Below are 26381 nucleotides of genomic sequence, written 5' to 3' on the forward strand. Positions count from 1 at the left end.
GTTTGCAAATTTTACAGCAACCAAACCGGGTTATTGATTTGATTAATTGTATACAATATACGAAATTTACCGGAATTATCAAGGCAAAGTTTAAGTTTACCTTACTCCCCGGCATGCCGGAGGTATCCCCCAGTAGCCCCCAGCTACCCCCTACCACCCCTTCCCGTGGGTTACCGTCAAAAATTTTTGCTAAAAATTTGACGCCAGAAAAGCAGCCTAATAGAGAAGTGAATTCCCTGCCAAAAATTTTCGCAGAAAATTCAAATCAAAAAATTAGATTAGCTTTGCCGATTTTTTAACCGGGAGATACTAATTTTTACTATGGCTCAACTTACACTTGATAAACTGGAATCGTGGCTTTGGGATTCAGCCAACATACTGAGGGGCAGCATCGATAGCTCAGATTTCAAGAACTATATATTCGGATTACTATTCTTAAAACGTGCTAATGATGTGTACGAAGAAGAAGTAATTAACATCATGGAGCGTGACAACCTGAGCCGGGAAGAGGCCGAAGAAGAGCCTTTTATTAAACTACCGGCAGAAGCCCAGTGGGAAGAACTTAAAAAGGTAACGGAAAATATTGGCGTTGCACTGGATAAAGCCTTTGCAGCGATAGAGCGTGAGAACACCAAATACTTGGAGGGTGTATTAACCACCACAAAGTTTGGCGATAAAGACCGTCTGAGTGATGAAGTGCTGCAAAGGCTACTACGCCACTTCAACCAGCATTCATTAGCCAACAAGGACTTATACACCCCGGACCTTTTGGGCGATGCTTATGAGTACCTGATTAAGCAGTTTGCGGACGATGCCGGGAAGAAAGGTGGCGAGTTTTATTCCCCGCAGGGCGTGGTAAAAACAATAGTGCAATTAATCAAACCACAGCCTAAGCATAAGATATATGACCCCACATTTGGCAGCGGGGGCATGTTGATAGAGTCTGCTAAATATGTAGCTCAATTACCGGGCGGTAAGGTTAATAACAACATTAACGTATCGCTTTACGGACAGGAGAAAAATGTTGGTACATGGGCTATCGGCAAGATGAACATGATACTACATAACTTTGTTGAAGCAGACTTACGTAAAGGTGATACCCTTACCAACCCGCAGCATTTAGAAAATGATAGTTTAATGCTGTTCGACCGGGTTATTGCCAATCCTCCGTTCTCACAAGATGCGTGGTGGGGGTTGATTGAGGCTAACCGGGAAGTACAGTTAGATAAAAATGGTAAGGAAAAGAAGTCCACGCCAAACTATACCAAAGAGGTAGTTGATAAGCATGGGCGGTTTCAGTATGGTATCCCGCCACGTGGTTACGCCGACTTAGCATTTTTGCAGCACATGATTGCTTCGCTAAAGCAAGACGGCAAAGCCGGGGTAGTGTTACCACATGGGACATTATTTAGAAGTGGCGCAGAGGGTTCAATAAGAGAAAAGCTTTTGAAAGAAGACCTTATAGAGGGTATTGTGGGGTTACCGCCAGCACTATTTTACAATACCGGTATCCCGGCTTCCATTTGGATTATCAATAAAAGCAAACCGGAACTTTTAAGAAACTCAGTTATAGTAATTGATGCGAGCAAAGAGTATAAGGAAGGCAGTAATCAAAACGAGTTGACAAATGGTAATGTCAAATCTATCTTAGAAGCTTATAATCACTTTGCCCAACAGGAATTAGTAGCCGTACCCGTGCTTGAAAGCTTTGCAAGGCTTGTCCCGGTAAGCGAGATTGCCGGTAATGACTACAACCTGAATATTAGCCGATATATTGACACCCATGTTAAGGTTGAAGAAATAGACTTACATAAAGTTAAAGTGCGAATCGAACAGTTAGAGCTTAAAGAAAACGTCATTAATGAAAAGTTGCAAATTCTGTTAGCTGAACTGGGATTATGAAAAAAAACGAAATTCTTATTGAAGGATGGCGTTCTGATTATATTGGAATGCTTGCATCGTTTCAGAAGGGAAAAAAGGTTGATGTACAGAATTCAATGGACGAAAATTGTATGCCAGTAATTGGAGCCGGTTCTTTTGAAGGAAATTATATTAATTTTTCAATTTCGGCAAGTGGTGTAAAATGCGACTTAGATGATATTCTTATGTTATGGGATGGGGAACGCTCCGGTCTAACAACGATTGGACACCAAGGTATTATTGGGTCTACCGTAACTAAGATAACGCCCAAAATTACAATCAATCCATACTTTTTATATTATCAATTACAGAATAATTACTCTTGGATACAAAAGAATAGGACAGGCTCGGGTATACCTCACGTCCCGAGTGACCTTCCAAAGACATTGATTATCCACTACCCCATCTCATTATCTGAGCAACAAAAGATAGCGGAAATCCTATCGACTGTAGATGATAAAATCAATATCATTACAACCCAAATAGTCGAAACAGAAAAACTTAAGCAGGGCTTAACGCAACAATTGCTTATTAAAGGTATAGGACACACTGCGTTTAAAAGTTCTGAATTGGGTGAGATACCGGAAAGTTGGATAAAAGCTGTTTTTGCTTATGTTATTGAGAGCATAAACTATGGCCCTCGATTTAGTGCCAATGATTATTCTTTAACCGGTAATGTTAAAACAATAAGAGGTACAGACATCAATAAAAAAGGGGAAATCAAGTACGAACAGGTTCCCCTTGCGCTCTTGGATGAAGAAATAATTACTCAACATAAATTGAGGGAAAATGATGTCATAATGATAACCACCGCAGACTGTGGCCTAACAGGTGTGTTTTATAATCAAGATATTCCGTTTATACCGAGTGCGTATGCTGTAAGGATAAGGCTCAATGATAAATTGATGGCAAAGTATTTTAAATATTTTATGCAGTCTAATTTTGCGATTAGCCAAGTGAAGAAGTTTGCGAGAAAAGGAACTATTTCTAATTTGCCAGCATCAGATATATTGAAGTTTTCAATACCCCTCCCCCCAATTGAAGACCAAGCTAAAATAGTTGAAGTCTTAGAAACTATAGATAAAAAGCTGACTTTACTTGCGAGTAAACAAAGTCTTTACATTGATTTTAAAATAAGTTTGATGCAGCAACTCCTTACCGGTAAAGTCCGGGTAAATACTTACCAACCAGAAAGCGCAGTAGCATGAGCCAATCCCCCGAGTATACTTTTAGCGAGGTGCCTGCTATTGAGTTGTTTAGAAAGCTTGGCTATCAGTATTGGGATGGCAGCGGTACAGATGAGCGTACCGGTATTACCGAAATAACCCTTAAAGACCGGCTACTACAAGCTATTAAGCGCCTTAACCCTTGGATTGACAATAATAACCTAAACAAGGCGTACGATAAGATTACAGACGCACAGGGCGCATCCCTGATAGAAATAAATCAAAACTTTTGGGAGCTGTTAAAGGGTGCCGCCTTTTCAGTCAAGCAGGTGATACGAGGTAAAGACGAGTTTATCCCTGTTAAGTATATTGAGTACGATGCCGAGCGGATTAATGACAACGACTTCTTAGTAGTTAACCAGTTAAAATTCCATGGCACTGCCCGGCATTCAGTACCAGACTTAGTGGTTTATGTCAATGGCCTCCCGGTGGGGGTTATTGAATGTAAATCACCAACCTCTCACAATGCTTTTGAGAATGCCTACAGCGACTTGGATTTTTACCAGCGCAACTCTGAAAAATTGTTTTATTACAACCAGATATGCGCAGCTATTTGGGAGGTCGGCGGGAGATATGGCGCAATTAACTCACCAGCCGCCTTTTATTCAGTGTATCGCCTGAAACCCTTTGAGGAGGTTGCCGGTATTATCACTGAGCAGGATAAATTAATATATAACCTGTTCCAAAAGGAGAGGTTGCTGGATATTATTCGGCACTTTGTCATTTTCGAAGTTGACGAGGGGAAGGTAATTAAAAAGCTACCTCGTTACCAACAAATCAGGGCTACTAACAACACTATAGAGAAATTACAAGGAGGGCAAGGGGGCGTAGTCTGGCATACCCAAGGTAGTGGTAAGTCTATCACAATGGCCTACGTTACCCGGAAGCTACAGGCACCAGAATTTGGCTTTGATAACCCTACGGTAATAGTGATGACCGACCGAAAGGATTTAGATGCACAGATAACCGGAACTTTTAGGAACGTTGGCCTAAAGAATGTGAGACAGGCTACTTCTGTAAGGAATTTGGATAGGTTATTAAGAAATGACTACGGGGGTATCATTACCACTACTATACAAAAATTTCAGGAGGTTGATAAAGATGCTACCGATACCCCCGACCAGACAGAGGCCGAAGAAGAGCGATTAAAAGTGGAAAAGCATATAAGTAACAATGTGCTTTTTAAAATCACAAAGATTGCAAGAGATGGCCGGTGGGAAGAAATTGAACGGGAAGAAGTAAAGCTGGAAGAGTTATCTGATAAAAAGAACCTTTATGTTTTAGTAGACGAAGCCCACCGCTCCCAATACGGCTTTCTTGCCACTTTTATGCGCTCTGTGCTGCCCCATGCCAAGTTTGTAGCGTTCACTGGTACGCCAATATCAAAAGAAGATAAAAGTACGTTAGGCGAGTTCTATGGCGGCGATTATCTGGACACTTACACCATTAAAGAGGCAGTGGCTGATGGTGCCACAGTTGAGCTGCTGTATGATGAGGGCATAGCCAAACTGGATGTTAAAAAAGATGAACTGGATGCAGAGTTTCACGAAAAGTTCGGCCATGAATCGGAAAAGAAACAGGAATTACTAAAAGATAAAGCCCTTAAAACCTATCAGTTCTCGGCAAGCCGCATCGGTGAGATAAGCAAGCACATTATCAATCATTTTCAGGAGAAAATATACAGCAACGGCAACAAAGCAATGCTGGTTTGTGATGGCCGGTTTGGTGCCATACGTTATAAGCAAGCCTTTGAAGCGTTACGAGCTGAGGGTTACCACGATTTTGACGCCAAGGTTGTGGTGAGCATTGGTTCGCCTAAAACGGATGAGGTAGCTGAAGAGTACTACAAAACGGTTGAATGGAATAAAAACCACCCGCATGACACTCAACCAATTTGGGTAGTTGCACCCGATGACATAAAGCAGGTTACCGAAGATTACAAGCTTCCCTTTGGGGATGTTACTGACATTGAAAAATCAGGTAGGAAGAAGTTTGACAACACAGCCATCCTGATAGTGTCCGATATGTTGCTAACCGGGTATGATGCCCCAATAGCCTCCTGCTTATATCTCGATAAGCCATTAAAGGAGCATAATCTGTTACAGGCGATAGCTCGTGTTAACCGAAGTAGAAAAGGCAAGGCCGCAGGGTACATTGTTGATTACTTTGGTATTTCAGCGTTCCTAATACAGTCATTGGAGATTTTCTCCGGCGACATTCGGCCAAACGACATTCTTAAGAACATCAATGAGGAATATCCAAAGCTTGAATTAAACCACAATAAGCTGGTTGATTTTTTCAGGCCACTAAAAGCGGATAGACATTTAGACCGCAACAAATATGTTGATGAAGCCCTGCGCTATATTGAACCTGTAGATAAGCGGGACAACTTCAAAGAGCTTTTAAAGCAGTTTAACAAATCGGTTGCTATTGTGCTGCCGGATGTTAAGGCCATAAAGTTTCTGGATGATTTCAAGTTATACAACGAGATTAAGCTCAGGGCTAAGAATGCTTACCCGGACGATGAGGAGTTGAAGATAACCAAGGACGAAAGCCAGATGCTGCAAACCCTGATTGATACCTATTTGAAATCGGAAGGTATTGAGTCGTTACTGAACGAACCGGTTTCTATTATCGATAAAGATAAGTTTAAAGAGGAAATACTGAATGCATCACCTGCTACCACAGAGCTTAAAATGCGTAATAACCTGATACACGTTATCAAGGTTGGATTAGAAAAGAACCCGGACTTTTACCGGCCTTTGGCTGAGCGGTTAGAGCAGCTATTGAAAGAGCGTAAAGAAGACAGGATAACGCAAATAAGCCTGTTAAAGGCATTTGCCGACATTCAGGATGTAATCGCTAACGAACAGCGGGAAGGTGCATCTAAGGGCTTCATCACAGAGCAGCAGGTTGCTGTTTACAATACCATGAAAACTATTTATGGTGCCGAAGATGCTGAGGCAGCCACAAATGCGTTATTTGATAATATAACCGGCGAGTTGGAAATTATCGGTTGGGAAGCTAAGGGAATGGTGCTACATGAGATGGAGAAAAAAATAATTTCCATTTTGAAAGATAAGATTGACCGACCCGCCGCTAAGATTAAGGCTAAAGAATTGATTGAGGTTTTAAAGCGAAATAAACATGCCTGACGTAGTTTACGGTAGCAGTACGATTCAATATACCATTGAGGAAAAGGAAGGGCTTAAAGCGCATTATATTAGTGTGCAAAAAGGTGTAGGTGTAGTATTAAAGGGCAAAGCTGTACCGCTGTACAAAGCCGACCAAATGATACTGAAAAAAGCCCGGTGGATACTCAATAAGCTGGATTTAGTGAAGCAGGTTGATGCCGATGAAATCGTTACCGGTTCCCGTATACCCTACCTTGGGCGGAAGTACTACGCTGAAATTATTTTTGATTCTAAGGTTGAAGGGGTAACGGTAGACTTCAATCATTCTCAATTTAAGTTTACAGTAAACCCGTTCATAGATATTCAGGTTGAGATAGGTAAAGCACTTAAACAATTCTACAAGGCTAAAGCCGTTGAAAAGATTAACCCACGTATTCGCAAGTGGTCTACCGCTACCGGACTACCCTACAACAAAATCAAATTCCTTTTTTTGGAGAAACGTTGGGGGAGCTGTACGGACACCAACAATATTATCATTAATATAGATACTATTAAGTTACCATTCTCACTGATTGATTATGTAATAGTACATGAGTTGGTACATACTAAAATTAAAAATCATTCAAAGGAATATTGGGCTGAGTTGTCCAAGTATATTGGTAACTGGCAAGAACTTGATGAAAGGATTTATAGGCTACAAATTTAGCGGCGCCGCCCGGCACTCAAACGATTGAGAGGTTCTGCTGCGCAGGGCAATCTATCAAGGAAACTTAGGCAGAGAAGAATATTCCATAGCATTATCACAGAATGATTGATGCTAAAAACCTTAACAAATTAAAATTGCCACAGTATTCTAAAGTGACGCTTCATATATTATAAGTTATATTAATCTTTTCTATTTCTATTAACTATTACTATTAATTATATATGGTGTGGTCTTTAACGGGGTAACTACGGGGTTTTCAAGGTTGTTTTCGGGCTACCCTATCTTTATCTTTTATAGTAAAAAAATACTTCAATGCACCGCTTGACAGGGCTCAAATATAGACTATATTTGCATTATAAATAATTGATAATTAGATTCTTGTATAAAATAAACTTTAGTACCCAAATAAAACTATAATAGTTATTATGTGAGGTGCCAGCATGATGATGGTACAAGTAAAGTAGAGTGAGAAAAAAATAATAACAAACATGAACAACGAAAACAACGAAAACAAACCAGTTATCCTTAACACCCCGGCGGGGTTCAAATGGACTTAAATAAGGTAATCTGTTCAAAAGTATCATGAATGAGGTTGTATTTAATCTCAAGATCTTTTAGTTTAAGTATATGGTTGTTTCTGCTCAATTCATTAATTTGATAAAACAACTTTTTATCCATCTCACTCATGGCTAACCAGTTACAATTTAAGTAACCTACCATACCCTCTAAAGCGCCGAAATGTTTGTTTGATACCAACCCCGGATCAGTATAAATAACTAAAGAGTTGCCAATACTGGGGTAAAAATGTAAACCTTCAATAATAGATGCATCGGTTAATCCGTTGTCATCCAATCTGGAAATAAAAGAGTTTGCTATATGCTTAATGTTTGAATCATCGTGATCTGCTGCCGCTACATAAAACACCCAGTGCATCCACGCCAACACAGGCTGTGCTGCACTTCGTTCATCTTTTAACAAGCACCACGCCGGCAAAGCTGCTTTTAGCTTTGCAGTGCATTGTACTATAAGCCCGTTGGCCATTTCAGACAAAAGCGAACTTAGCTTCTCATGAAAATCTTTGATCTCACCAGCCGATTTAGCCGCTTCAAGTAAATATTCGGTGTTAAAGTAAATAGTGCCTGTACCAGAATCCATGTACTTTAAACTTATGCTGTCTATCTTAATTTTTATATCAGCAGAAACATTGCCGGTCAACTCGTTCACTTTTTGCTGCAGTGCAGCATCGGGCAGGTAATCAAATTCCATTAAATACCTCGGAGTAATTGTTTCGCCCTGGTAAGTGTCTACATCAAAGCTCAATTTGCTCGACCGTGGTTGATTAGAAAAATATCGCCAAATCCCATTTCCGGGATCTTGCTGTAATCTCTCTAAAAGTACATTTTGAAATGCTGCATATCCGGAATGAATAAGCTCCTGGATATTTATGAATAGCTGAGTTTTAAATGGACCGACAAACGTTAGATAACTGCTCGAATTGGCTTTAAACATTACCCAAAATTATAATGAAGTGAATATAATGCAAGAATTATTTAGATTGATTGACCCATATTATGCTTTTAAATATACATTAAATATATATCCATAGCTATAGATTTGAACTGTAAAAGTCAGCCATTGTGTAAGAAGGCTGTACATGACACAGTAAATTATTTTAGTAAGCTGTAAAAATAGCGCAATACAGTTTTACGCAGGAATGATGGTACAATAAATAATTCTGTACAGCTTTGCCGGCGGTGAAAAAAACAGATACATCAAATACCACAAAGTATTATGCTGCCGCTATTGCGGCATTTGCAATATGGGGCTTTTTCAGCTTTGCTTTAATGCCTTTGCAGAACTATCCATCATTAGATATACTTTTTTACCGGGTATTTTTCTCTACTGTATTAATGCTGCTGATAACCGCTATTTTCAGGCGCCGCACGTTTAATGAGAATGTACAACTTTTTAGAAAGCTGGCCTACCATCAAAAAAAGAAAAGTGTGTTATTGAATATTGGCGGCGGCATATTCTTAACAAGCAATTGGTTCTTTTTTATTTATGTAATGAACCACATCAGTATAAAAGCTACTTCGCTTGCTTACCTGGTTTGCCCCATACTTACCGCGCTACTGGCATTCTTCGTATTGAAAGAGAAATTAAATAAGTATCAGCGACTGGCAATAGGCTTAAGTATAGGTGGCTGTCTGCTGCTGGCCCTTGGCAATATGCTGGATATGCTTTACAGCCTTGTAGTGGGGCTGTCATACGCGCTGTATCTGGTTAGCCAACGCCGTAATGCCGGGTTTGATAAGTTGCTGGTGCTTACTTTTCATTTTGTGATATCCGCAGTGTTGCTATTGCCGCTCTATCCTTTTTTTAGTGCCCGGTTACCTACCAGTGCTGATTTTTACAGCTATACGGCCATTATATCTGTTGTATTTACCATCATCCCGCTTTTTTTAAACCTCTATGCGCTGAAAGCCTTAACTTCATCAACAGTGGGTATGTTATTAAGCATTAACCCTCTAATTGGATTTACTATTGCCGTTATAGTATTTCATGAGCCGGTTAACGCTATGCAGTTAACTGGTTATGCAGTGGTTTTTGCTGCTGTTGTAATCTTCAACATCCGGGTGAGCAAGAGTGTACGGTCAGGTAAATAAATTGACAACTGATATTGTGTATGGGCAACACTACTAAACGTTCAAAAAATCAACAACGCTGCTTAAAAGCAGCGTTGTTGATTAGATAACTTAAGCCTTTAAAAAGTCCCCCGCTTCATCCTTACTTCGTAATGTCCATCGGTATACCGTCGGCTGGATACCGCAAAAATTGCGTTGCTGCCATCTACGGTTATGGAGTTTTCAATAGCGCCCTGGTCTGCCGGCAATCCCGGCCATGGCTGGGTAGGCGCGCTAAAGTTTTTGGCTACCGTGTTACCTATGCAAAAGCCCATGGTGCTTTTCTGCCAATCGTTTATTGTACGGCCACCATCATAATGAAACGATAATGCGGTATTACCATTAGGCAGCAAGGCAAGGTAAGGTGCACCGCCGAAATAACCGGGATTGGCCCGGTGCAGCCACCTGCGGCCATTAGCGACCGTGCCATATCCTCCGTACTTGAACTTTGCCGTACCTGTATTTGACCATACAATGTATGGCGAACTGGCAGCGTTAACGCTTTCAATAGCAAATGCCGCACCTTTGCCTGCACCCAGATGTATTGGGTTTGCCATGCCATCGCGCATATTGGCAGTAAAAGCAACAGTTTTTGGCAACGACCAGTTTACACCGTTATCCGGCGAGCTCTTCATGGTTATTTCCTGTTGCAGAATAGGAAAAACACCTGCTGAATAATAAGGCGCTTCGTTTGAGTAAAACACCTGTACCTCACCCGAACTGTATTGAATAAACGCGGGTTCCCAGCTGCGGCCATAAACTATAACCTGGTGGTTAGACCATGTTGCACCGTCATCGGTACTTCGCGACAGGTATACTTTATCGTTGGCATTATCATCTGTAACACCTATAGATGTAAAGCCAAGTAATATATCACCATTAGCCAGTTTCTTAAAATTAGAATGATAGTAGTTTGCATCTGTACCGCTTGGTTCAAACGATTTTATCAGCGTCCATGTAGCCCCGTTATCGGTGCTTTTTGCCACGGCTATTTTACCGGGTGACAGATACGTATGAAAGTTATACGTAGCCAATAACGTGGTTGACGACAATCGCATAACACGGCCATAGCGTGCGCTTACCGCTGCCGCGTGCGAAATTTTTACACCATCCCCAGCGGGCCAGCTAACAGACAAGGTTGGAGAACTTGCATCAGCCGGAGGCGTATCATCAGGCGCGGCAAATGATGCAACCCATTGCTGCGATTCGGGGGCCGTTGATGACAACGGGCGCTGCGTCATAAAGGTTCCGTTAGCAGGATTATTACCTTCAAGCGTCATATACTTACCACTATTTTTATTCTTGATTCGCCACCAGTAGGTACCGCTTACGTTAACGGGTTCAAAACTCCATAATTGCGAGGGGGAGCCCGTATAAGGGTATTGACGTATGATCTGACCGTCGGCGGTTGAGCCGGCAAAAAGATCCATTACCTTACCGCTTTTTACATTTATTATACGGTAATAATTTACGCCGCTTTCAGTTGATATACGCTGAACGTCCCAGCGCTGGTGTGGGTTGTCGCCGGCAGTGTATGCGTCCCATTGCTTTACTTCTGCGCCATCGGTAGTTACCGCGCCGCCTATTTCAACCAACCGGTAAGGGTTAACTGTAGATGTTTTACGCGATGCGATAAAATACCGGCCATTAGCAATAACAATACCGTTGTTGGCTTTGGGCCGGTCTGAACCCTTTATTGCCGATTTCTCCCCGGGGTTAAATGTGTCTTTTTTGCTGCAGCTTTGCATAAAGAAAGCTGTGGCTATTAAGGCAATACCGATACTAATATTTTTAATGTTCATAATTTTTTGGATGTATATAAGTGATTAAGGCTCCCAGTCAATTGGCGCGAGGTACAAACCGTTTTTGCCTAAGCCGCAATGGCTGGCCCACCATTGGCCGCCTTCCCCCTGCAGTACCTCAGCGGCATGGGCCTTTATAACACCTACTTTTTGAAACGAAGTAAAGTTAAAAGGGTCTGTTCCGCGATACACGTCTGTAACCTCATATTTTGTTTCCCACGGAAATCCACCCCAGCACCTGAACAGGTAATAATATGAACCCACTTTAGCTACATATGGCGACTCAGTAAGATAATCATTTGTGTAATCGCTGAATGCTACCTTGCGGCCGCTCCATCCGCTTGTTAAGCTGGCACTTGTGCGATAGGCTACGATGTTTAGCCCAAAATCGGTAGCATTACCGTTAGCGGTTGCAGAGTAATACATTACCCACTGGCTACCAATTTTCATTACCCGCGGATCGCGCGCCAGGTAACCGTCAATAAATAAATTTACAGGCGCCGACCAGTTATACAAATCTGTTGAAGTACGCACCCGCATTTGCATTTGGTGGCTGCTTATGCCCCCCGAATAAAACATATAGTATTTTGCCGTAGCTGCGTCATATACCACATGTGGCGCCCATATCGGGTTCCACCCTCCGGGAGTTACCTCACTCGGGTGACGCTGAATATCAGCTTTCGGGTTCCAGTCAATTTGATCAAGTGTGCTGGCTGTAGCATGTGCAAAGCTTATCTCCTTTCCTCCATCAATATCATCGGTATCCCACTTGCGTGTAATGCCGAACATATGCCATATGCCATTGGTGTGCTGTATAAAACAATGATCGTTTATATAATATTGCTGTCCGCCCGGCTGGGGATTGTAAATATGTATACGGGCACCCAGTACCGGATACGTGAGATTATAAAAATGAAAGTACTGGCTACCGGCTGCGGTATAAGCGGCTTGTATCAATGTTGTGCCATCAGCTCCGGGTGTGCTTTGCAGTGTAATAGCCAAACCGCTTGATTTGTTGGTTATGTAGTATAGCCCGTAGCCGCCTACATATATTATGCGCCACAACTGCTTATCATCCGCAGTTACTGTTTTTTGCACCAGTTGTACACCCGATGAATTGCCTGGTGCAGCCAATGCCTTGCCGCTGGCTACGCTTACAATTTTAAAGTAATCAATACCGCCAACGGTTTGCTTGGTAAGGTCCCAGTTTTGCGAATTGGTGGGCTTGTAATACCATTGATGTATGCCGGCGCCATCGCTCAGTGCATTACCTACTACACAAACAGACTTATTAGGGTTTTGATATTGCGTGAACTTCCACCGGCCATTAACCAGCGGATCTCCTCCTTCCCATAAAGTAGCCTTTTTACTATCAAGCTGTTTTGCCGGTTGAAGATTGGCATCCCGCTTACAGCCTTCAAAAATTACCAGCATACATGCTGATAACAGTATAAGTAATTGTTTCTTCATAACTAATGTGATTAAATAAATAAGTAATCTCCGGGCTGGTTTAAGCCCGGAGGTTATTTGTATTATTCGCCTGAGGGTTGGCGTATCGGTGTATTTATATTTAACGGAGCTCCAAAAACCGGTTCGCCATTGCCGGCCCAAAGGAACGGCTGCATACGTGGGCTGCGCGAAGGCACACACGCCTGGCCGGCCGGGTAAGATTGATTACTGGCATGATAAACTATCCAATCTTCATTACCCGCTACAGATTTAAAGAATGAACAATGACCCGGTGCGTATACCGAATTGCCTGTACTCTTTTCAAACACCGGCACATTTTTCTTTTGCCACGATGATGCACTTAACGGCGCCCCAGCATTATTTAATTTTATTAGCCCCAGCTTATAATCATCCGTCCAGCAGCCTGAACCCGAATAAATGATAAAGGTGGCACCGTTAACCGGGCTTTTCAGCACTTGGGGTGCTTCGTTTACCAGGCCGTTGGTTTCCCAGCTGTAAATCGGCTCGGCAATTTTTACACGCGCGCCGGATATAGTTACCGGGTTGCTCATAGGCGCTATATAAATCTGCTGTATTCCTTTTTGCGAGATATTCTGATGAGTCCAGCTTGACCAGAGGAAGTAAAGATTGCTTCCCAACTTCAACACTGTGCCATCAATAGAAAATATGCCGCCTGTGTTCATTTCTCCAATGTAGTTCCACGTACCTTGAGTGGGGTCGGCACTCGCGTTTTCAAGCACATGCATACGGTGGCTAAGGTCATTCTCACCGTCTGTATATGAAGCTGCGAAATAAATATACCATTTATTATTAAGGAAGTGCAGCTCAGGCGCCCATAGTCTTTTTGAATACGATGTGCCCGCCGGCGGCGTAAACACTACAGTGCCCCAACCCCATACCCGCATATCTGACATTTTTGACACTTTACGGATAATGAGATTTGAACCGGTAGTGTTCATATAATAATACACGTTATCCTTTTCAACTACCCAAGGGTCGGGCCCGTCTTGCAATATGGAGTTGTAAAAATAGTCGTCGAGGTTCATCATAGTGAACCACTTAGGTGCAGTATCATCATTTGCACCAAGCAGTAACTTAGCACCGTCTGCCCCCGGGTTACCACCGTTTTGCGATAAGGTAAGGGCCAGGCCCGTAGCTTTATTTACCAAGATATATAATCCATATATACCTTTTGGCGTAATTTTCCATAGCTGTTTTGCATCACCGGCTACGTAATCCCACTGTTCAACTTCGCTGCCCCTCACAGCCCCGTTCGGCGACTGCATGTACTTCTGGCTATCAGTATTTCTTAACGTATAAAATCGCGTTCCATTGATAAGACCACGGTCTTCAATGTACCATTTCTGGCTTGCATGTTGGCTGGCGTAGCTCCAGTGATGTATTTTTACGCCGTTGCCGTCGGCCTGCCCTACGGTTGATACCGCTTTTGTGTTATACTGATGCTGAAATATCCGGTAAGTGCCGGTTACAATGGCATCATCAGGAGCCCAGTGTCCGGCTTTTTTATTTTTTCCGGCAACATCAGCAGGCGATTTACCTGCCAGTTCATTTTTTTTACAGCTTTGCAGCATGAGCAAAGCACCTGCCGTAAGCAGGCCCAGTAGTCTCAATTTTCTCATAATTTTTATTTCAAGGTTAATAATTGGTGGCTATGTAATCATGCTGTGACCCGGAGCGATCAATTATTGACAACCCCAGAGTGAGCACAGATTTGTGAATCGAACGGTTAAAGTAAAGTCGGTAAATAATCAGCAGGCAGGTGTAGTTACATTTTTAACTTACGCTCCTGTTAGTTTATCCAAGTTTAGTTTGCATTCCTCACGCATTTGCAGATGCAACATAGCCCTGGCCGCGAGTAGCCCAAATGGTTTGAAGTTTTTCATAATTTAATTTTTGGCAATTGGTATTGATAAATCTAAAGGAGGGAATAACCGAAAAATGATGTTTTATTACCAATTATTGATGAAATATTGGCTTTTGGGTAAGTAATTTTTTTTAGTGTTGCTTTGATTTATTTCTACAATCGATTACATCCTGTTTTATGCTAAATCATTTTTTTAAACCCAAAATCACTATATATTACAATTGTAAAATTGATTTAAAAGCTGGCCTGCAAAGTGTACGATTAACAATTACTGTAGAAAATACAGTAATTAAACCATTGACTATTAACTATATATCCATAAATATTTAAATTAATAAGCAAAAAAAGCGTATAAATGTACTTTTGCCATTTATTTTTGTAAGTGTCTTTATTTAAACAATCCGTTTACCTGGCCATGCTTACATAAGCATTTACGGTAATTACTTGGAAAATTTATTGGCAAACTCTGACGTAGCAGAGACGTCAGTTAATATTCACGATAACAAAACGTTTACACGTATAGTTCGAATATCTAAATTTGAGTACATCAAGGAGCTACTAAAAAATATCCGGGTCTCTTTCGGGGAAGTTCTCGCCTGCTAAAATGATTATACTGCTATCGGCATTGGCTTTCATGGTAATAAGCATCGTGTGATCCATATCGATGTCCTTGTCAGAACAACCATAATGGATATTTACCCCATATTTAACGCTGAACTTGCCCTCGCCTGATTTGTTGACATGGATAGAATCTTGTTCTATCATTACCTCCTGTACCGCTCCCCGCTCCTCCCAATGGTAAGATGTGAGCATGTTTGAAATAGCAGGAAGATGTTGGTTTAGTTCGTGATAAATAATAGCTGCATTTACTTCATTGCTATCTTGATTTATAGCATTTTTAAATGATAAAGGGACGGAAATAGCTGTTTGCTCCTGCATAAGCAAATTTAACAATATCTAATATGCAATGTAGAATACTATACAGCCAGATGATGACCCGGGCGCGGATCTTCAGGCAGTATTTCCATTTCGGGATAATTAATGTATTCAGCGTACCACTGTATCGCACCTACCACATCCAGCGCGTCTTCCGCGGTTATGTTAATGGTTTCAAAGGCGTATAGTTTATCATGGGCATAACCGTACAGCTGTATTTCATTATTGTCAGCACTAAATCTGTCACTGTTAAGGCAAAAAACCCTTACCTTAAGGCTTGTATCCCTTGAGTGAATAATATCTCGGCACGGGTCGTTCGGATCGGTCGCTAACAGGTACACATTGTGGTCCATAATAACTGTTTAACAACATTGACATGGGATGGTTTGCTCAATTTATTAAAAGAGAATTAGAAGGCTAAACATGCAACTCGGCTTGAAGCCCTTCTACCGACAAATCAATGCCGTTAACAATGTACTCTGCCTGCTCGTAATATCCTTCGCGCTCGGCAAGTTTGGCAGTGATAAAGGCTACCAGCTCATCGCCCTTTTTGCCTTGGAGCACAGGACGTTCAGTCTTGCTATTTTCCAGCCGGCCGGCAAGAGTTTTGGGCGAAAGTTTGATATATACGGTTTTTCCGTGCGCGTTCATCCATTCCATATTATCAAAAAAACACGGTACCCCGCCGCCTGTTGATATCACTGTTTTTGCTGGATATAACGTTTCTTTAAGGACTGATGATTCCAATTTGCGAAAGGCATGCTCGCCATAGGATGAAAAATAGTCGGCTATGCTCATACCGGCTTTTTCTTCCAATGCGTGATCTAAATCAACAAATGAGTATTGTAAATGCGCAGCAAGCTTGCGGCCCCAGGTTGTTTTACCGCACCCCATAAAGCCTACAAAAAATATCAGGTCTTTGCCGCTTCCTGAATCGTCGTTGTTAACAGATATATCAATCATTTATTATACAGCTTTTACGCGAGGATCAATCCAAACATATACAACATCTACCAAAATATTAATAACGGTAAAAATAAAAGCGATAAATAGCAAAGAACCCATTATAACCGGGAAATCAGACATTTCAAGCGCTTCGACTGTAGCCTTCCCCAAACCGTTATAGCCAAACACGTATTCTACAAAAAACGAACCTGCCAGTAGGGATGCAAACCAGCTGGCTATGGCGGTAACAACCGGGTTTAACGCGTTTTTTAGCGCATGGCGATACACTATTGCGTTATTACTTAAACCCTTTGCCTTTGCCGTACGGATGTAATCTTGTGCCAGTACATCAAGCATAGCATTACGGGTAAGCTGCACAATTATAGCCAACGGCCGAAGGCCAAGGGCCACAGCGGGTAATATTAAATTTTTGATAGTCATCACCTCCCCTTCAAATGGATCATAACTATACAAACTGCCCGACATATTTAAGCCGGTATATTCGCTTAATACAAAACCAAACAGCCAGGCAATGATGATGCCTGCAAAAAATGAGGGCGCAGAAATCCCTAAAGTGGAAAGACTGATACAAACTCTGTCTATCCATGTATTTTGATGCACGGCACATGTAACACCCAGGAATACACCAACCACAATAGCTATCAGCATGGCCGAGGCGGCGAGTATCAGGGTATTTGGCACAACGCCTGCCAGCGTAACGGTTACATTTTGATGGGTTTGGTATGAGCGGCGTAAGTAGGGCCACTTTATGGCCAGTACCTTATCATGCCACACTTTAAAAAGTGCGGCGTAACCGTATCGTTGTTGTTCAGCAGCGGTGTTTACGTGCACACCTAAGGGCGAGAGATCATTAAGATAGTAAACAAACTGTACAGGTAACGGCTTATCCAACCCAAATTCTTTACGTACCGCCTCCAACGATTGCACGTCGGCGCGCTGCCCCTGAGTCATCCTGGCGGGGTCAACAGGCAGAATATTAAACAGGAAAAAAACTACCACTATAACACCCAGCATTACTGCCAATGCGTATCCTGCTTTGCGAATGAGATAGTGTATCATTGTAGTTATTTCACCCGCTGATTTCCGCCGCCGCGAACAGCATCTCTGTCAAAATACTTTTCAACAAGTTCATCGTAGCCGGGCATATTATTATGGTGCCATTTGTCAATTACTACTCCATCCTTTAGCAATAGAACGCCGGGGTTTGCACGCACCATACTTTTCAGCGGTACGGCATCAGCAAAAAACACCTCTCCATAAAGCTTATGCTTTTTACTAAAGTTCATAGCGTCTGCCGCCGAATTTGAAGTAAGCAATACTACGCGTGTATTATAGTTTTGGGCCAGGTTAAGTGCCAGTACATTAATCTTATCAATCGCCGTCTCATCTGTTTTTTTCAGATCATAGGCCACAATCATTAAATTATAAAACGGATTTGTCAGCAGTTCCTGTGTGTAATCGTTTCCCTGCATATCAGCTATAGCAAGGTCAACAATTTTGGGCGTAAAGCCTTTTTTAATCAACTTACTCTCGGCATCGCCTACAACCTCCCAGTTATCATCCTTCCATATACCTGAACTTAAGTAAGCTTTATCGTTCATTACTTTTTTTTCGCCTGTAGCTTTATTTTTCAAATTGTACGTTTGCTCATATTCGTCGGGCTGGGCTCCCGGCGGTATCTTCATACTTTCCGGAATATTTGCGCCTACCTTATATGGCAAAAAATCAAGTACCGGTAAAAAGCTATAGGTATAAATTCCAACACCGAAGGCCAAAACAGTGGCTACCCCTACCGCAATATCGCTTCCCTTTTTTGTGAACACCGGTTTAACCCTATCGCGGTTAAAAAACACAACAAGTGTTAGCAGCAGCAGCACCAGATCTTTAAAGAATGACTGCCAGGGCGTCAGTGGTATGGCATCGCCAAAACAGCCGCATGAGCGCACTACTTCAAAATAGGCTGAGTAAAATGTAAGAAAAGCGAAAAATATAATCAGTGCAAGCAATCCCCACAGCGTTGCTTTTGCCCGTGCTCCAACTAGCAATGCAAAGCCTAATATTATTTCCAGGGCGCAAAGTATCATGGCTATGGCCACCGCAAAATTATCCAGAAAGTTTATATGAAAGACTTCAAAATACTCAATTAATTTATATGAGAAGCCAAGCGGGTCATTAGCTTTAATAAGACCTGAGAAAATAAACAGCAGGCCTACAAATATCCTGCAAAACCAAACTAACGCTGTTTTCATTTTACTCCTGATTTAATAAGCGCGAATACCGCGTAATTCAACATATCCTGGTAGTTAGCCTTTACCCCCTCTGATGCCAGCGTTTCGCCTTTGTTATCTTCTATTTGCTTTACCCGCAGCAACTTCATCAATATCAAATCAGTTAACGAACTGATACGCATATCCCGCCAGGCCTCGCCATAGTCGTGGTTTTTAGCGAACATGAGTTCTTTAGTCTCGCGTACCTTTTCATCAAACATTATACTTACCTGATCGGCAGGTAGTTCAATGGGCGTTTCCGCCTCGCAATCCAGCTGCATCATAGCTATAACGCAATAGTTTACAATACCGATGTATTCGCCGGTAATGTCGTCACCTACCTTTGATATTTTCTTTTCTTCGAGCGTGCGGATACGCTGGGCTTTTATAAAAATCTGGTCGGTGATGGATTCGATACGCAGTATACGCCAGGCGGTCCCGTAATCGCGGGTTTTTTTTATAAAAAGCCCCTTGCAAACATTAATTACTGCTTCGTATTCTGCTGTTGTATTGGACATTCCTTGTGCGTTTAGTACTGGCGGAAGCAGAGCGCTCGAAGTCTCTCATTGCTCCTTCTTCTGAAAGGGGGCCATCAGTTTTAGTTCTATTTGCAAATATATAAAGTAACTTTACATCATCTAATCTTTGGTGAGCTCTTATGCAAATCACGCATTCATTTTTTCGTAAAAAAACAAGCATTAACGCAGGCGGCAAGTTAATAGACCTGGGCATCCCAAAAGTTATGGGTATTATCAACCTCACTCCCGACTCCTTTTATACAGGCAGCCGCAAACCTGCCATTGAAGACGCTTTACTGCAGGCAGAAAAAATGATGAATGAGGGCGCGACATTTCTTGATCTCGGCGCCTATTCTTCCCGACCGGGCGCTGCTGATATCGGTCTTCAGGAAGAAACTGATCGACTCCTGCCGGTGGTTGAGGCTATTGCTGCCGCCTTTCCTGACGCTGTTATTTCAGTTGATACTTTTCGTTCCTCTGTGGCAGAAAATGCTGTAAAAGCAGGGGCGAATGTTATTAATGACATTTCCGGCGGACAATTAGATGAGCAGATGTTTACCACCGTAGCACGACTGCAGGTGCCTTATATATTAATGCATATGAAAGGCAATCCGCAAACGATGAATCAACTTGCAGATTATGAAGACGTGATTGCTGAAGTGTTTGATTACTTTGTAGACAAGTACAACCAATTACGGCAGTTTGGAGTAAACGATGTGATTATAGACCCTGGGTTCGGTTTCGCAAAAAAGGCTGAACACAGCTACGCACTGATGAATCGGTTGCAGGATTTTGCACCGCTTGAGTTACCGTTACTTGCCGGTATATCACGTAAGCGAATGCTTTATGGTTTATTGGATATAGCGCCCGAAGAAGCCTTAAATGCCACCACTGCTTTAAACACCATAGCATTAACAAAAGGCGCTGGCATATTACGCGTACATGATGTAAAAGAAGCTGTACAAGCAGTTAAAGTTTGGCAGGCTACTACCGGCAATTATTAGCGCTCGGCTTTAATAACCTCGTTTATAGACTGTTGAACAACCTCCTCCATATCCATTATTTGCTCCCGAAGGCCTTTTACATCAAGAAACGTACTGAATACTACATAGGTACGGTGTGTTCCGGGATGGTAACGCATTATGGTTACGTACGCGGCGCGGGCACCGTTATGGCCGTAACCGATGGCCGCGGGCTCCAAATCACAGCCTAACCCATAACTAGCAGGCTCTTGGCCATTATCGTCCCGCGCTATCATATCCCTGAGCGTTTGCTCGCTTAATACTTTTTTAGCTGCGTATAAATTAAATGCCCACGTGCTTAGGTCCTTCGGTGTTGTTACTATATTACCTTCAGATGCAGCCGAAGTTACATTATCAAGCGTATACGGTGTAAGTTTATTATCAGCTTTAAGCCATGATGTTACCGAAGGCTGTGGTAATTCACGGTCGGTACCTTGCTGCGGGAAATACGTATGCTGCATATTTAGCGGCTTCAAAAATTCATCCTCAAAATATTTAGAAAGCGGCTTGCCTGAAATCCTTTCGACGATCACTCCTTACATATTATACCCGGTATTGGAATAATGATATGCCGAACCTGGTTTAAAATAACTTAGTTTATGCCTTGCAGCCACACCAATCAGATCCAAAAATTCAAAGGTGTAGGTATCCCCCTTAATGGCTTGCAGATATTCAGTATAGTCTTGCCCGGCGTAGGGTGCTTTAACTGTATCCGGAATGGGAGTATTGGTAACATCGAATATACCGGCCCGGTGGCTAAGCAGCTGGCGAATTGTTATTTCTTCTTTGTAAGGCACTTCATAATCAGCGCTATTTGGAACATACGGCTCTGTTGAACCGTGTATATTTGCTGTTATCTTATCATCAATGTTTAACTTGCCCTGTTCCTGCAGCCTTAGTATAGCCGCTGCGGTAAACGTTTTAGTAGTGCTCGCTCCCCTAAACCGGATATTTTCTTTATGACTTTCAGGAAATCCGGAAGATAAATACATGTCGGACACTTCGTCTTTTATATACAGTCCCATGCCTATCGCTTTACTTTGCATCAAAATTTTATAGGACGATACTTTTTTATCAAGTATAGCTTGTAAGGTATCGGAATTAACAGTATTATCTTTTTTTGATTTACTACAGCCTATTCCCAATACTATTAAAATAAGCGATAGATATATATTTTTCATAACGGTAATAATAACTTGTTTAAAGGCAATTGGAGTTAAATGCTGGAAAAAACGATAGTTAACTTTGTGTTTTGGCCACCTCGTTTATTGCACGCCGAATCACCTCTTCCATATCACGTGCTTGTTGCTCAAAGCCGTCAAAATTGAAAAATGTGGTAAATACAACATATGTGCGGCGCGTATCAGGATGGTATCGCATAAGCGTAAGATAAGCCGGGCGCGCCCCGTTGTGCCCATACCCTATATCCGCAGGATTTAATTCACAGCCTAGCCCATAGCTTACATGTTCTTCAAAAGTAGGCAGGCCGGTAACCATATCCTGAAGTGTTTGTTCGCCTAATACCTTTTTCGCGGCGTATAAGTTATAGGCCCATGTACTTAAATCTTTGGGTGTAGTAACTATATTACCTTCTGATGCGGCCGAGGTTACATTATCCAGTGTAAGCGGTATAAGCTCGCTTTCAATTTTTAGCCATGAGGTTACCGACGGTTGCGGCAGTTCACGATCTGTACCCATGTGCGGAAAATAGGTATGTTGCATGTTTAGCGGCTTTAAAAACTCATCCTCAAAATACTGATGAAGCGGCTTGCCCGATATCCTTTCAATAATTACCCCAAGCATATTATAACCGGTATTAGAATAATGAAAGGCGGTACCCGGCTTAAAATAGCTGAGGCCATGTTTAGCGACAACCCCAATCAATTCTGTAAAATTAAAGGTGTACGCATCCCCGTTAACCATTTTAAGATACTGGGTGTAATTTTGTCCGGCATATGGAGCGTCTACCGTATCGGGAATAGCGGTATTGGTAACATCAAATACACCGGCCCTGTGGTTAAGCAGTTGGCGAATAGTGATCTCATCCTTATACGGCACGTTATAATCTGCACTGTTTGGAAGATAGGGCTGGTTTGCACTATGTATATTTGCCGTTATTTTATCATCAATATTTAACTTTCCTTGTTCGTGCAACCTAAGTATAGCAGCGGCGGTAAAGGTTTTTGTGGTGCTTGCACCTCTAAACCGGATGTTCTCTTTATAACCCTGGGGCAGGCCGGAAGACAGGTAAATATCAGACATCTCACTCTTGATATATAATCCTATCCCAATGTCTTTATTCTGCATTTTTGCCTTGTAGGACGCAACCTTTTCATTAAGGACACCCTGCAGCGCCTCGCTATTAACAGTGGAATTTTTTCGGGATTTGCTGCAACCAAAGCATAGTAGAACCACAACAAGGGATATAAATAGCTTTTTCATAATGGATGTGATAAGTAAACATTTTAAGTTTACGTGTAGCGGAAAAACATATTTCCGTTAAAAATAAGAAAAGACAGCATTTAATTAAATACCTCATCCCACCCGCCAATCCAGGTAACGTACCATTATATTTCGGGATTGATGTAAGTTTATCGTGATTTCTGCTACTTATAGCTAAAATAACAGGCATGAACGAAGCGCAATTTTTGACCCTGATTAAAGAACACCAGGGCATAATACATAAAATTTGCCGCTTATACCGCGACAGTGAGGAAGATAGGGAAGACCTTTTCCAGGAGATTACCTTTCAACTTTGGAACAGCAGAATATCTTTCAAGGGCGACGCTAAAGTGAGCACCTGGATGTATCGAATCACGCTCAATACCGCCATCGCCGCTTATCGTAAAAGAAAGCCGGAAGTTCAATTCCGCGAGGTGCTGCCTGATATGGCCGAAGAGCAACCCGATGAAGAGCTGGCTTTAAGGCAAGACAAACTTTTTGCAGCCCTGAAAACACTGGATGACAGCGAGAAGGCCGTTATTACCCTATACCTTGATGATTGCAGTTATAAACAAATAGCTGAGATTACTGGCATAACCGAAAACAACGTGGGCGTTAGGCTCAATCGTATTAAATCAAAACTTCAGAAACTTTTAATTAAATAAATATCATGGAACTTAACGCACTTAAATCAGCCTGGAAGGATGTATCGCCCGCAGCTAAAACAACAGAAGAAATTAAAGAGATGCTGCATGAAAACAAGCACCCGGTTTTAAAGCAGATAAGGAGACAGTTTACACTTGAAATAACCTGCTGGGTGGTTTTCCTGGTATTTTATTATACAGCCCTCGACGGCGACAGGAAACCTTTACATATAAATGCTTTGCTGGTTGGATGTATATTGTTCCCTGTACTGCATAACCTTGCAGGTTACCGGTTTTCTAAATGCCTGATAAATGGGATAAATATCAGGCAATCGCTTCAAAATTACTTTTCAAAAATAAGGGTCTACGCTTTTGTATCGGTTGCGTCAAGAGTGTTTTACGCGTCCGGCCTGCTTGTATTTCTCACTTATGGTATCAGCTTTAATACCGGGAAATATTATTTGCTAGCCGTTGTCATCCTTGCCATATCAATGCAAATTTTTTGGTTAGGAAGGTTATGGATGAAGCGGATAAGTAAACTAAGAGATGCAACGGCATTGTTTAATTGATCTCTTCTTCAATTTTTAAATACAGTCGTTTACAGATCCTAACTCTTCGTTGCTTCCGAAAACAGCCTTGAAAGTTAGTGATGTATTCCTATTTTTTTCGAAAAAAAGGCAGTACTAAGGGAAAGCCTCTTGGCTGCGCCTTACTGTTAGGGTTATTGCTTTGCAGCACCTATGCTATAGTGCCAGTAGATGCCGCCGGAACGGTTAACCCCAATTGGTCGGGCTCAATTTTTCCGTCATCCTTATTTTTATGCTCTCCACAATGTTATCGCTTAGTTCCAGCGGATGAAAATATAACTTTTAAAACTCCGCTAACTCAACATTGGTGCACTCATCATTTAAGAATGAATAAAAATAGCTTTTTAAAAATGGTGTGGGTTTTAGCTTTTCATCTGAATAATCAAGGCTTCGATCAATAATGTAATACTGTAGCCGGCCATTAGCATCCTCTTGTATTACAAATAAGAACTTACTGCATTTGGCGTACGCTTTCACGTCTGCATCAATAACTGAAAACATATAATCGTCAACATCTACGTACACCAATTCTTTACCATTGTCAAAATTTTCTATATATAAATGTTCATCAATTTGGGTTTTACAACCACCCAACATGATGCTAATAATTACGCAAATAAGTGTTAATGCATTTGGCCGCATAAGCTATCCCGCCGGCTCCATTTTCAAAATAGCATCCACATACTCCCGGTTATTTGCTAAACGGGGTACTTTATTCTGACCGCCAAGTTTACCTTTGTCTTTCATCCAATTAAAGAAAGTTCCTTCGGGCATACGGCGAACCACGGGGCGGCGTAGCGCCAGGTTTTTAAAGCGCTTGGCATCATAGTCAGAATTTATCTTTCGCAACGTATCATCCATAATGTCTATAAAACGCTCAAACTCATTAGGAGGAGTTATAAATTCTATCAGCCACTCGTGCGCGCCGCATTCGTTCCCGCTAAAATAAACGGGAGCGGCGGTGTAATCACGTATAATGGCGCCGGTACTTGTGCAGGCTTCCTCAAGTGCACGCTCGGCATTGTCAATGATCACCTCTTCGCCAAAGGCGTTTATATAATGTTTGGTACGGCCGGTAATTTGTATACGGAAAGGCGACAGGCTGCTAAAACGGATGGTGTCTCCAATCATATATCGCCACAGGCCGGCATTGGTGCTAATAATAAGGGCGTAGTTTTGTCCTATCTCTACTTCATCAAGGGTTAGCGTACGGGGATTCTCGTCGTGCAGGTTCTCAACAGGTAAAAATTCGTAAATAATACCGTAATCAAGCATCAGTAACATTTCTCCGGGCTCTTCTAAATCCTGTATGCCGAAAAAGCCTTCCGACGCGTTGTAGTTCTCGAGGTAATACATCCTGTCGCTCGGCACAAATTTTTTAAACTGCTCGCGGTACGGCGTAAAATTTACACCGCCGTGAAAGCAGAACTCAAGGTTTGGCCAAATCTCAAGCATATTACTTTTACCTGTAAGCTCAAGCATACGGTTAAACAGTACAATATTCCAGGTAGGTACGCCGCCGAAACCGGTTACGTTAACATCCAGGGTGGCATACGCCATTTTTTCGATCTTTTCTTCGAAATTTTCCATCAGCGCGATTTCCAGGTCTGGCGTCCGGCCAAATTCCGCCCAAAAAGGCAGGTTTTTCATAATTACGGCCGATAAATCTCCAAAAGAGGTGTCAGCGCTAAACTGGCTTATCTGCTGGCTGCCGCCAATGGTGAGTGATTTACCGGTGAATAATTTTGCCTCGGGCCGGTTGTTGTAGTAAATAGTAAGCACATCCTTGCCGCCCTTAAAATGGCATTCTTCCAGCGCTTCTTCGCTAACAGGTATAAACTTACTGCGGTCACTGGTGGTACCTGATGATTTGGCAAACCACCGTATTTCTGACGGCCATAATATATTTTGCTCGCCCCTGAGCATACGCTCAATATAGGGCTTCAGGGTATCGTACGTTTGTATAGGAACCCGCTCTTTGAACTGGTTAAAATTCTCGATGCTTTTATACTGGTATTTACGGCCCCACTCTGTGTTTTCGGCCGTCATCATCAGGTTCTCAAACCACTCTTCCTGCACCTCATGCGGGTATTTCATAAAAAGCTCTATCTGGTGGATACGCTTTTTCATGAACCAGGAAATAACAGAGTTAAAAATGGTCATGCAGGGTTG

21 protein-coding genes and 1 pseudogene are annotated in these 26381 nt (G+C 42.1%); 8 read left to right on the forward strand and 14 right to left on the reverse strand.

Annotation, left to right across the window (positions count from 1 at the left end; genetic code table 11):
- Positions 1-321 precede the first annotated feature (321 nt).
- From DJ568_RS16155 to DJ568_RS16170, 4 genes are read left to right on the forward strand one after another with little or no spacing between them, the layout of a single operon-like run.
- Complete coding sequence (locus DJ568_RS16155) at positions 322-1902, forward strand: type I restriction-modification system subunit M (RefSeq protein ID WP_114006341.1); 1581 nt, start codon at positions 322-324, stop codon at positions 1900-1902.
- The gene (locus DJ568_RS16160; RefSeq protein WP_114006342.1) at positions 1899-3128 is read left to right on the forward strand and encodes a restriction endonuclease subunit S; all 1230 of its coding nucleotides are present in this window, start codon (positions 1899-1901) and stop codon (positions 3126-3128) included. Before DJ568_RS16155 ends, DJ568_RS16160 begins: the two co-directional genes overlap by 4 nt.
- Complete coding sequence (locus DJ568_RS16165) at positions 3125-6301, forward strand: type I restriction endonuclease subunit R (RefSeq protein WP_114006343.1); 3177 nt, start codon at positions 3125-3127, stop codon at positions 6299-6301. Before DJ568_RS16160 ends, DJ568_RS16165 begins: the two co-directional genes overlap by 4 nt.
- Positions 6294-6986, forward strand: coding sequence for a M48 family metallopeptidase (locus tag DJ568_RS16170; RefSeq protein ID WP_114006344.1), 693 nt, complete (start codon positions 6294-6296; stop codon positions 6984-6986). Before DJ568_RS16165 ends, DJ568_RS16170 begins: the two co-directional genes overlap by 8 nt.
- A gap of 543 nt (positions 6987-7529) precedes the next feature.
- Here DJ568_RS16170 and DJ568_RS16175 read toward each other — a convergent pair.
- Positions 7530-8306, reverse strand: coding sequence for a hypothetical protein (locus DJ568_RS16175; protein ID WP_147238783.1), 777 nt, complete (start codon positions 8304-8306; stop codon positions 7530-7532).
- Between the two features lie 434 nt (positions 8307-8740).
- On the opposite strand from DJ568_RS16175, the gene DJ568_RS16180 reads away from it, so the two are divergent.
- Complete coding sequence (locus DJ568_RS16180; RefSeq protein ID WP_199561013.1) at positions 8741-9652, forward strand: EamA family transporter; 912 nt, start codon at positions 8741-8743, stop codon at positions 9650-9652.
- 98 nt (positions 9653-9750) lie between these two features.
- On the opposite strand, the gene DJ568_RS16185 is transcribed toward DJ568_RS16180, so the two are convergent.
- The 9 genes from DJ568_RS16185 to DJ568_RS16225 form a co-directional block, all read right to left on the reverse strand.
- Entirely contained in the window at positions 9751-11472 is a 1722-nt protein-coding gene (locus DJ568_RS16185) for an RICIN domain-containing protein (protein ID WP_114006346.1), read from the reverse strand.
- 24 nt (positions 11473-11496) lie between these two features.
- On the reverse strand, positions 11497-12942 hold the full coding sequence (locus DJ568_RS16190; protein ID WP_114006347.1) for an RICIN domain-containing protein: 1446 nt from the start codon (positions 12940-12942) through the stop codon (positions 11497-11499).
- Between the two features lie 62 nt (positions 12943-13004).
- Entirely contained in the window at positions 13005-14582 is a 1578-nt protein-coding gene (locus tag DJ568_RS16195; RefSeq protein WP_114006348.1) for a family 43 glycosylhydrolase, read from the reverse strand.
- An 803-nt stretch (positions 14583-15385) separates the two neighbouring features.
- Positions 15386-15766, reverse strand: coding sequence for a hypothetical protein (locus DJ568_RS16200; protein WP_114006349.1), 381 nt, complete (start codon positions 15764-15766; stop codon positions 15386-15388).
- A 38-nt stretch (positions 15767-15804) separates the two neighbouring features.
- Positions 15805-16116, reverse strand: a complete 312-nt coding sequence (locus DJ568_RS16205) for a hypothetical protein (protein ID WP_114006350.1) — start codon at positions 16114-16116, stop codon at positions 15805-15807.
- 64 nt (positions 16117-16180) lie between these two features.
- On the reverse strand, positions 16181-16726 hold the full coding sequence (locus tag DJ568_RS16210; protein ID WP_114006351.1) for a shikimate kinase: 546 nt from the start codon (positions 16724-16726) through the stop codon (positions 16181-16183).
- Between the two features lie 3 nt (positions 16727-16729).
- A complete protein-coding gene (locus tag DJ568_RS16215) occupies positions 16730-17788 on the reverse strand; it encodes an ABC transporter permease (RefSeq protein ID WP_114006352.1) in 1059 nt (352 codons plus the stop codon).
- Between the two features lie 5 nt (positions 17789-17793).
- Complete coding sequence (locus tag DJ568_RS16220; RefSeq protein WP_114006353.1) at positions 17794-18978, reverse strand: BT_3928 family protein; 1185 nt, start codon at positions 18976-18978, stop codon at positions 17794-17796.
- Entirely contained in the window at positions 18975-19514 is a 540-nt protein-coding gene (locus tag DJ568_RS16225) for a DUF1599 domain-containing protein (protein WP_114006354.1), read from the reverse strand. Before DJ568_RS16225 ends, DJ568_RS16220 begins: the two co-directional genes overlap by 4 nt.
- Before the next feature lie 140 nt (positions 19515-19654).
- Between DJ568_RS16225 and folP the strand changes: the two genes are divergently transcribed.
- Positions 19655-20518, forward strand: coding sequence for a dihydropteroate synthase (folP, locus tag DJ568_RS16230; RefSeq protein WP_114006355.1), 864 nt, complete (start codon positions 19655-19657; stop codon positions 20516-20518).
- Here the strand turns inward: folP and DJ568_RS17495 are convergent.
- Both DJ568_RS17495 and DJ568_RS16245 read right to left on the reverse strand, forming a co-directional pair.
- A pseudogene (locus DJ568_RS17495) lies at positions 20515-21717 on the reverse strand (serine hydrolase domain-containing protein). The gene folP and the pseudogene DJ568_RS17495 sit on opposite strands and share 4 nt — an antisense overlap.
- Before the next feature lie 58 nt (positions 21718-21775).
- A complete protein-coding gene (locus DJ568_RS16245; RefSeq protein ID WP_114006358.1) occupies positions 21776-22978 on the reverse strand; it encodes a serine hydrolase domain-containing protein in 1203 nt (400 codons plus the stop codon).
- A 188-nt stretch (positions 22979-23166) separates the two neighbouring features.
- Here DJ568_RS16245 and DJ568_RS16250 point away from each other — a divergent pair, with 188 nt between their 5' ends.
- Positions 23167-23643, forward strand: coding sequence for an RNA polymerase sigma factor (locus DJ568_RS16250; protein WP_114006359.1), 477 nt, complete (start codon positions 23167-23169; stop codon positions 23641-23643).
- Between the two features lie 5 nt (positions 23644-23648).
- Positions 23649-24191 carry a hypothetical protein gene (locus DJ568_RS16255; RefSeq protein ID WP_114006360.1) on the forward strand — a complete coding sequence of 181 codons (543 nt, stop codon included), beginning with the start codon at positions 23649-23651 and terminating at the stop codon, positions 24189-24191.
- A 300-nt stretch (positions 24192-24491) separates the two neighbouring features.
- Here the strand turns inward: DJ568_RS16255 and DJ568_RS16260 are convergent, their stop codons facing one another.
- A complete protein-coding gene (locus DJ568_RS16260) occupies positions 24492-24851 on the reverse strand; it encodes a hypothetical protein (RefSeq protein ID WP_114006361.1) in 360 nt (119 codons plus the stop codon).
- 3 nt (positions 24852-24854) lie between these two features.
- The gene (locus DJ568_RS16265; protein WP_114006362.1) at positions 24855-26372 is read right to left on the reverse strand and encodes a GH3 auxin-responsive promoter family protein; all 1518 of its coding nucleotides are present in this window, start codon (positions 26370-26372) and stop codon (positions 24855-24857) included.
- Positions 26373-26381: the final 9 nt, after the last annotated feature.

Origin of the sequence: Mucilaginibacter hurinus, assembly GCF_003324525.1 — a bacterium.
Classification (GTDB): Bacteria; Bacteroidota; Bacteroidia; order Sphingobacteriales; family Sphingobacteriaceae; genus Mucilaginibacter; species Mucilaginibacter hurinus.

Bases quoted from the DNA above. Each gene is read 5' to 3' on its own strand.
- DJ568_RS16190 (WP_114006347.1), bottom strand. From the start codon at position 12,942: ATGAAGAAACAATTACTTATACTGTTATCAGCATGTATGCTGGTAATT.
- DJ568_RS16250 (WP_114006359.1), top strand. From the start codon at position 23,167: ATGAACGAAGCGCAATTTTTGACCCTGATTAAAGAACACCAGGGCATA.
- DJ568_RS16265 (WP_114006362.1), bottom strand. From the start codon at position 26,372: ATGACCATTTTTAACTCTGTTATTTCCTGGTTCATGAAAAAGCGTATC.
- DJ568_RS16155 (WP_114006341.1), top strand. From the start codon at position 322: ATGGCTCAACTTACACTTGATAAACTGGAATCGTGGCTTTGGGATTCA.
- DJ568_RS16200 (WP_114006349.1), bottom strand. From the start codon at position 15,766: ATGCAGGAGCAAACAGCTATTTCCGTCCCTTTATCATTTAAAAATGCT.
- folP (WP_114006355.1), top strand. From the start codon at position 19,655: ATGCAAATCACGCATTCATTTTTTCGTAAAAAAACAAGCATTAACGCA.
- DJ568_RS16205 (WP_114006350.1), bottom strand. From the start codon at position 16,116: ATGGACCACAATGTGTACCTGTTAGCGACCGATCCGAACGACCCGTGC.
- DJ568_RS16225 (WP_114006354.1), bottom strand. From the start codon at position 19,514: ATGTCCAATACAACAGCAGAATACGAAGCAGTAATTAATGTTTGCAAG.
- DJ568_RS16215 (WP_114006352.1), bottom strand. From the start codon at position 17,788: ATGATACACTATCTCATTCGCAAAGCAGGATACGCATTGGCAGTAATG.
- DJ568_RS16255 (WP_114006360.1), top strand. From the start codon at position 23,649: ATGGAACTTAACGCACTTAAATCAGCCTGGAAGGATGTATCGCCCGCA.
- DJ568_RS16170 (WP_114006344.1), top strand. From the start codon at position 6,294: ATGCCTGACGTAGTTTACGGTAGCAGTACGATTCAATATACCATTGAG.
- DJ568_RS16210 (WP_114006351.1), bottom strand. From the start codon at position 16,726: ATGATTGATATATCTGTTAACAACGACGATTCAGGAAGCGGCAAAGAC.
- DJ568_RS16260 (WP_114006361.1), bottom strand. From the start codon at position 24,851: ATGCGGCCAAATGCATTAACACTTATTTGCGTAATTATTAGCATCATG.
- DJ568_RS16220 (WP_114006353.1), bottom strand. From the start codon at position 18,978: ATGAAAACAGCGTTAGTTTGGTTTTGCAGGATATTTGTAGGCCTGCTG.
- DJ568_RS16195 (WP_114006348.1), bottom strand. From the start codon at position 14,582: ATGAGAAAATTGAGACTACTGGGCCTGCTTACGGCAGGTGCTTTGCTC.
- DJ568_RS16165 (WP_114006343.1), top strand. From the start codon at position 3,125: ATGAGCCAATCCCCCGAGTATACTTTTAGCGAGGTGCCTGCTATTGAG.
- DJ568_RS16245 (WP_114006358.1), bottom strand. From the start codon at position 22,978: ATGAAAAAGCTATTTATATCCCTTGTTGTGGTTCTACTATGCTTTGGT.
- DJ568_RS16160 (WP_114006342.1), top strand. From the start codon at position 1,899: ATGAAAAAAAACGAAATTCTTATTGAAGGATGGCGTTCTGATTATATT.
- DJ568_RS16185 (WP_114006346.1), bottom strand. From the start codon at position 11,472: ATGAACATTAAAAATATTAGTATCGGTATTGCCTTAATAGCCACAGCT.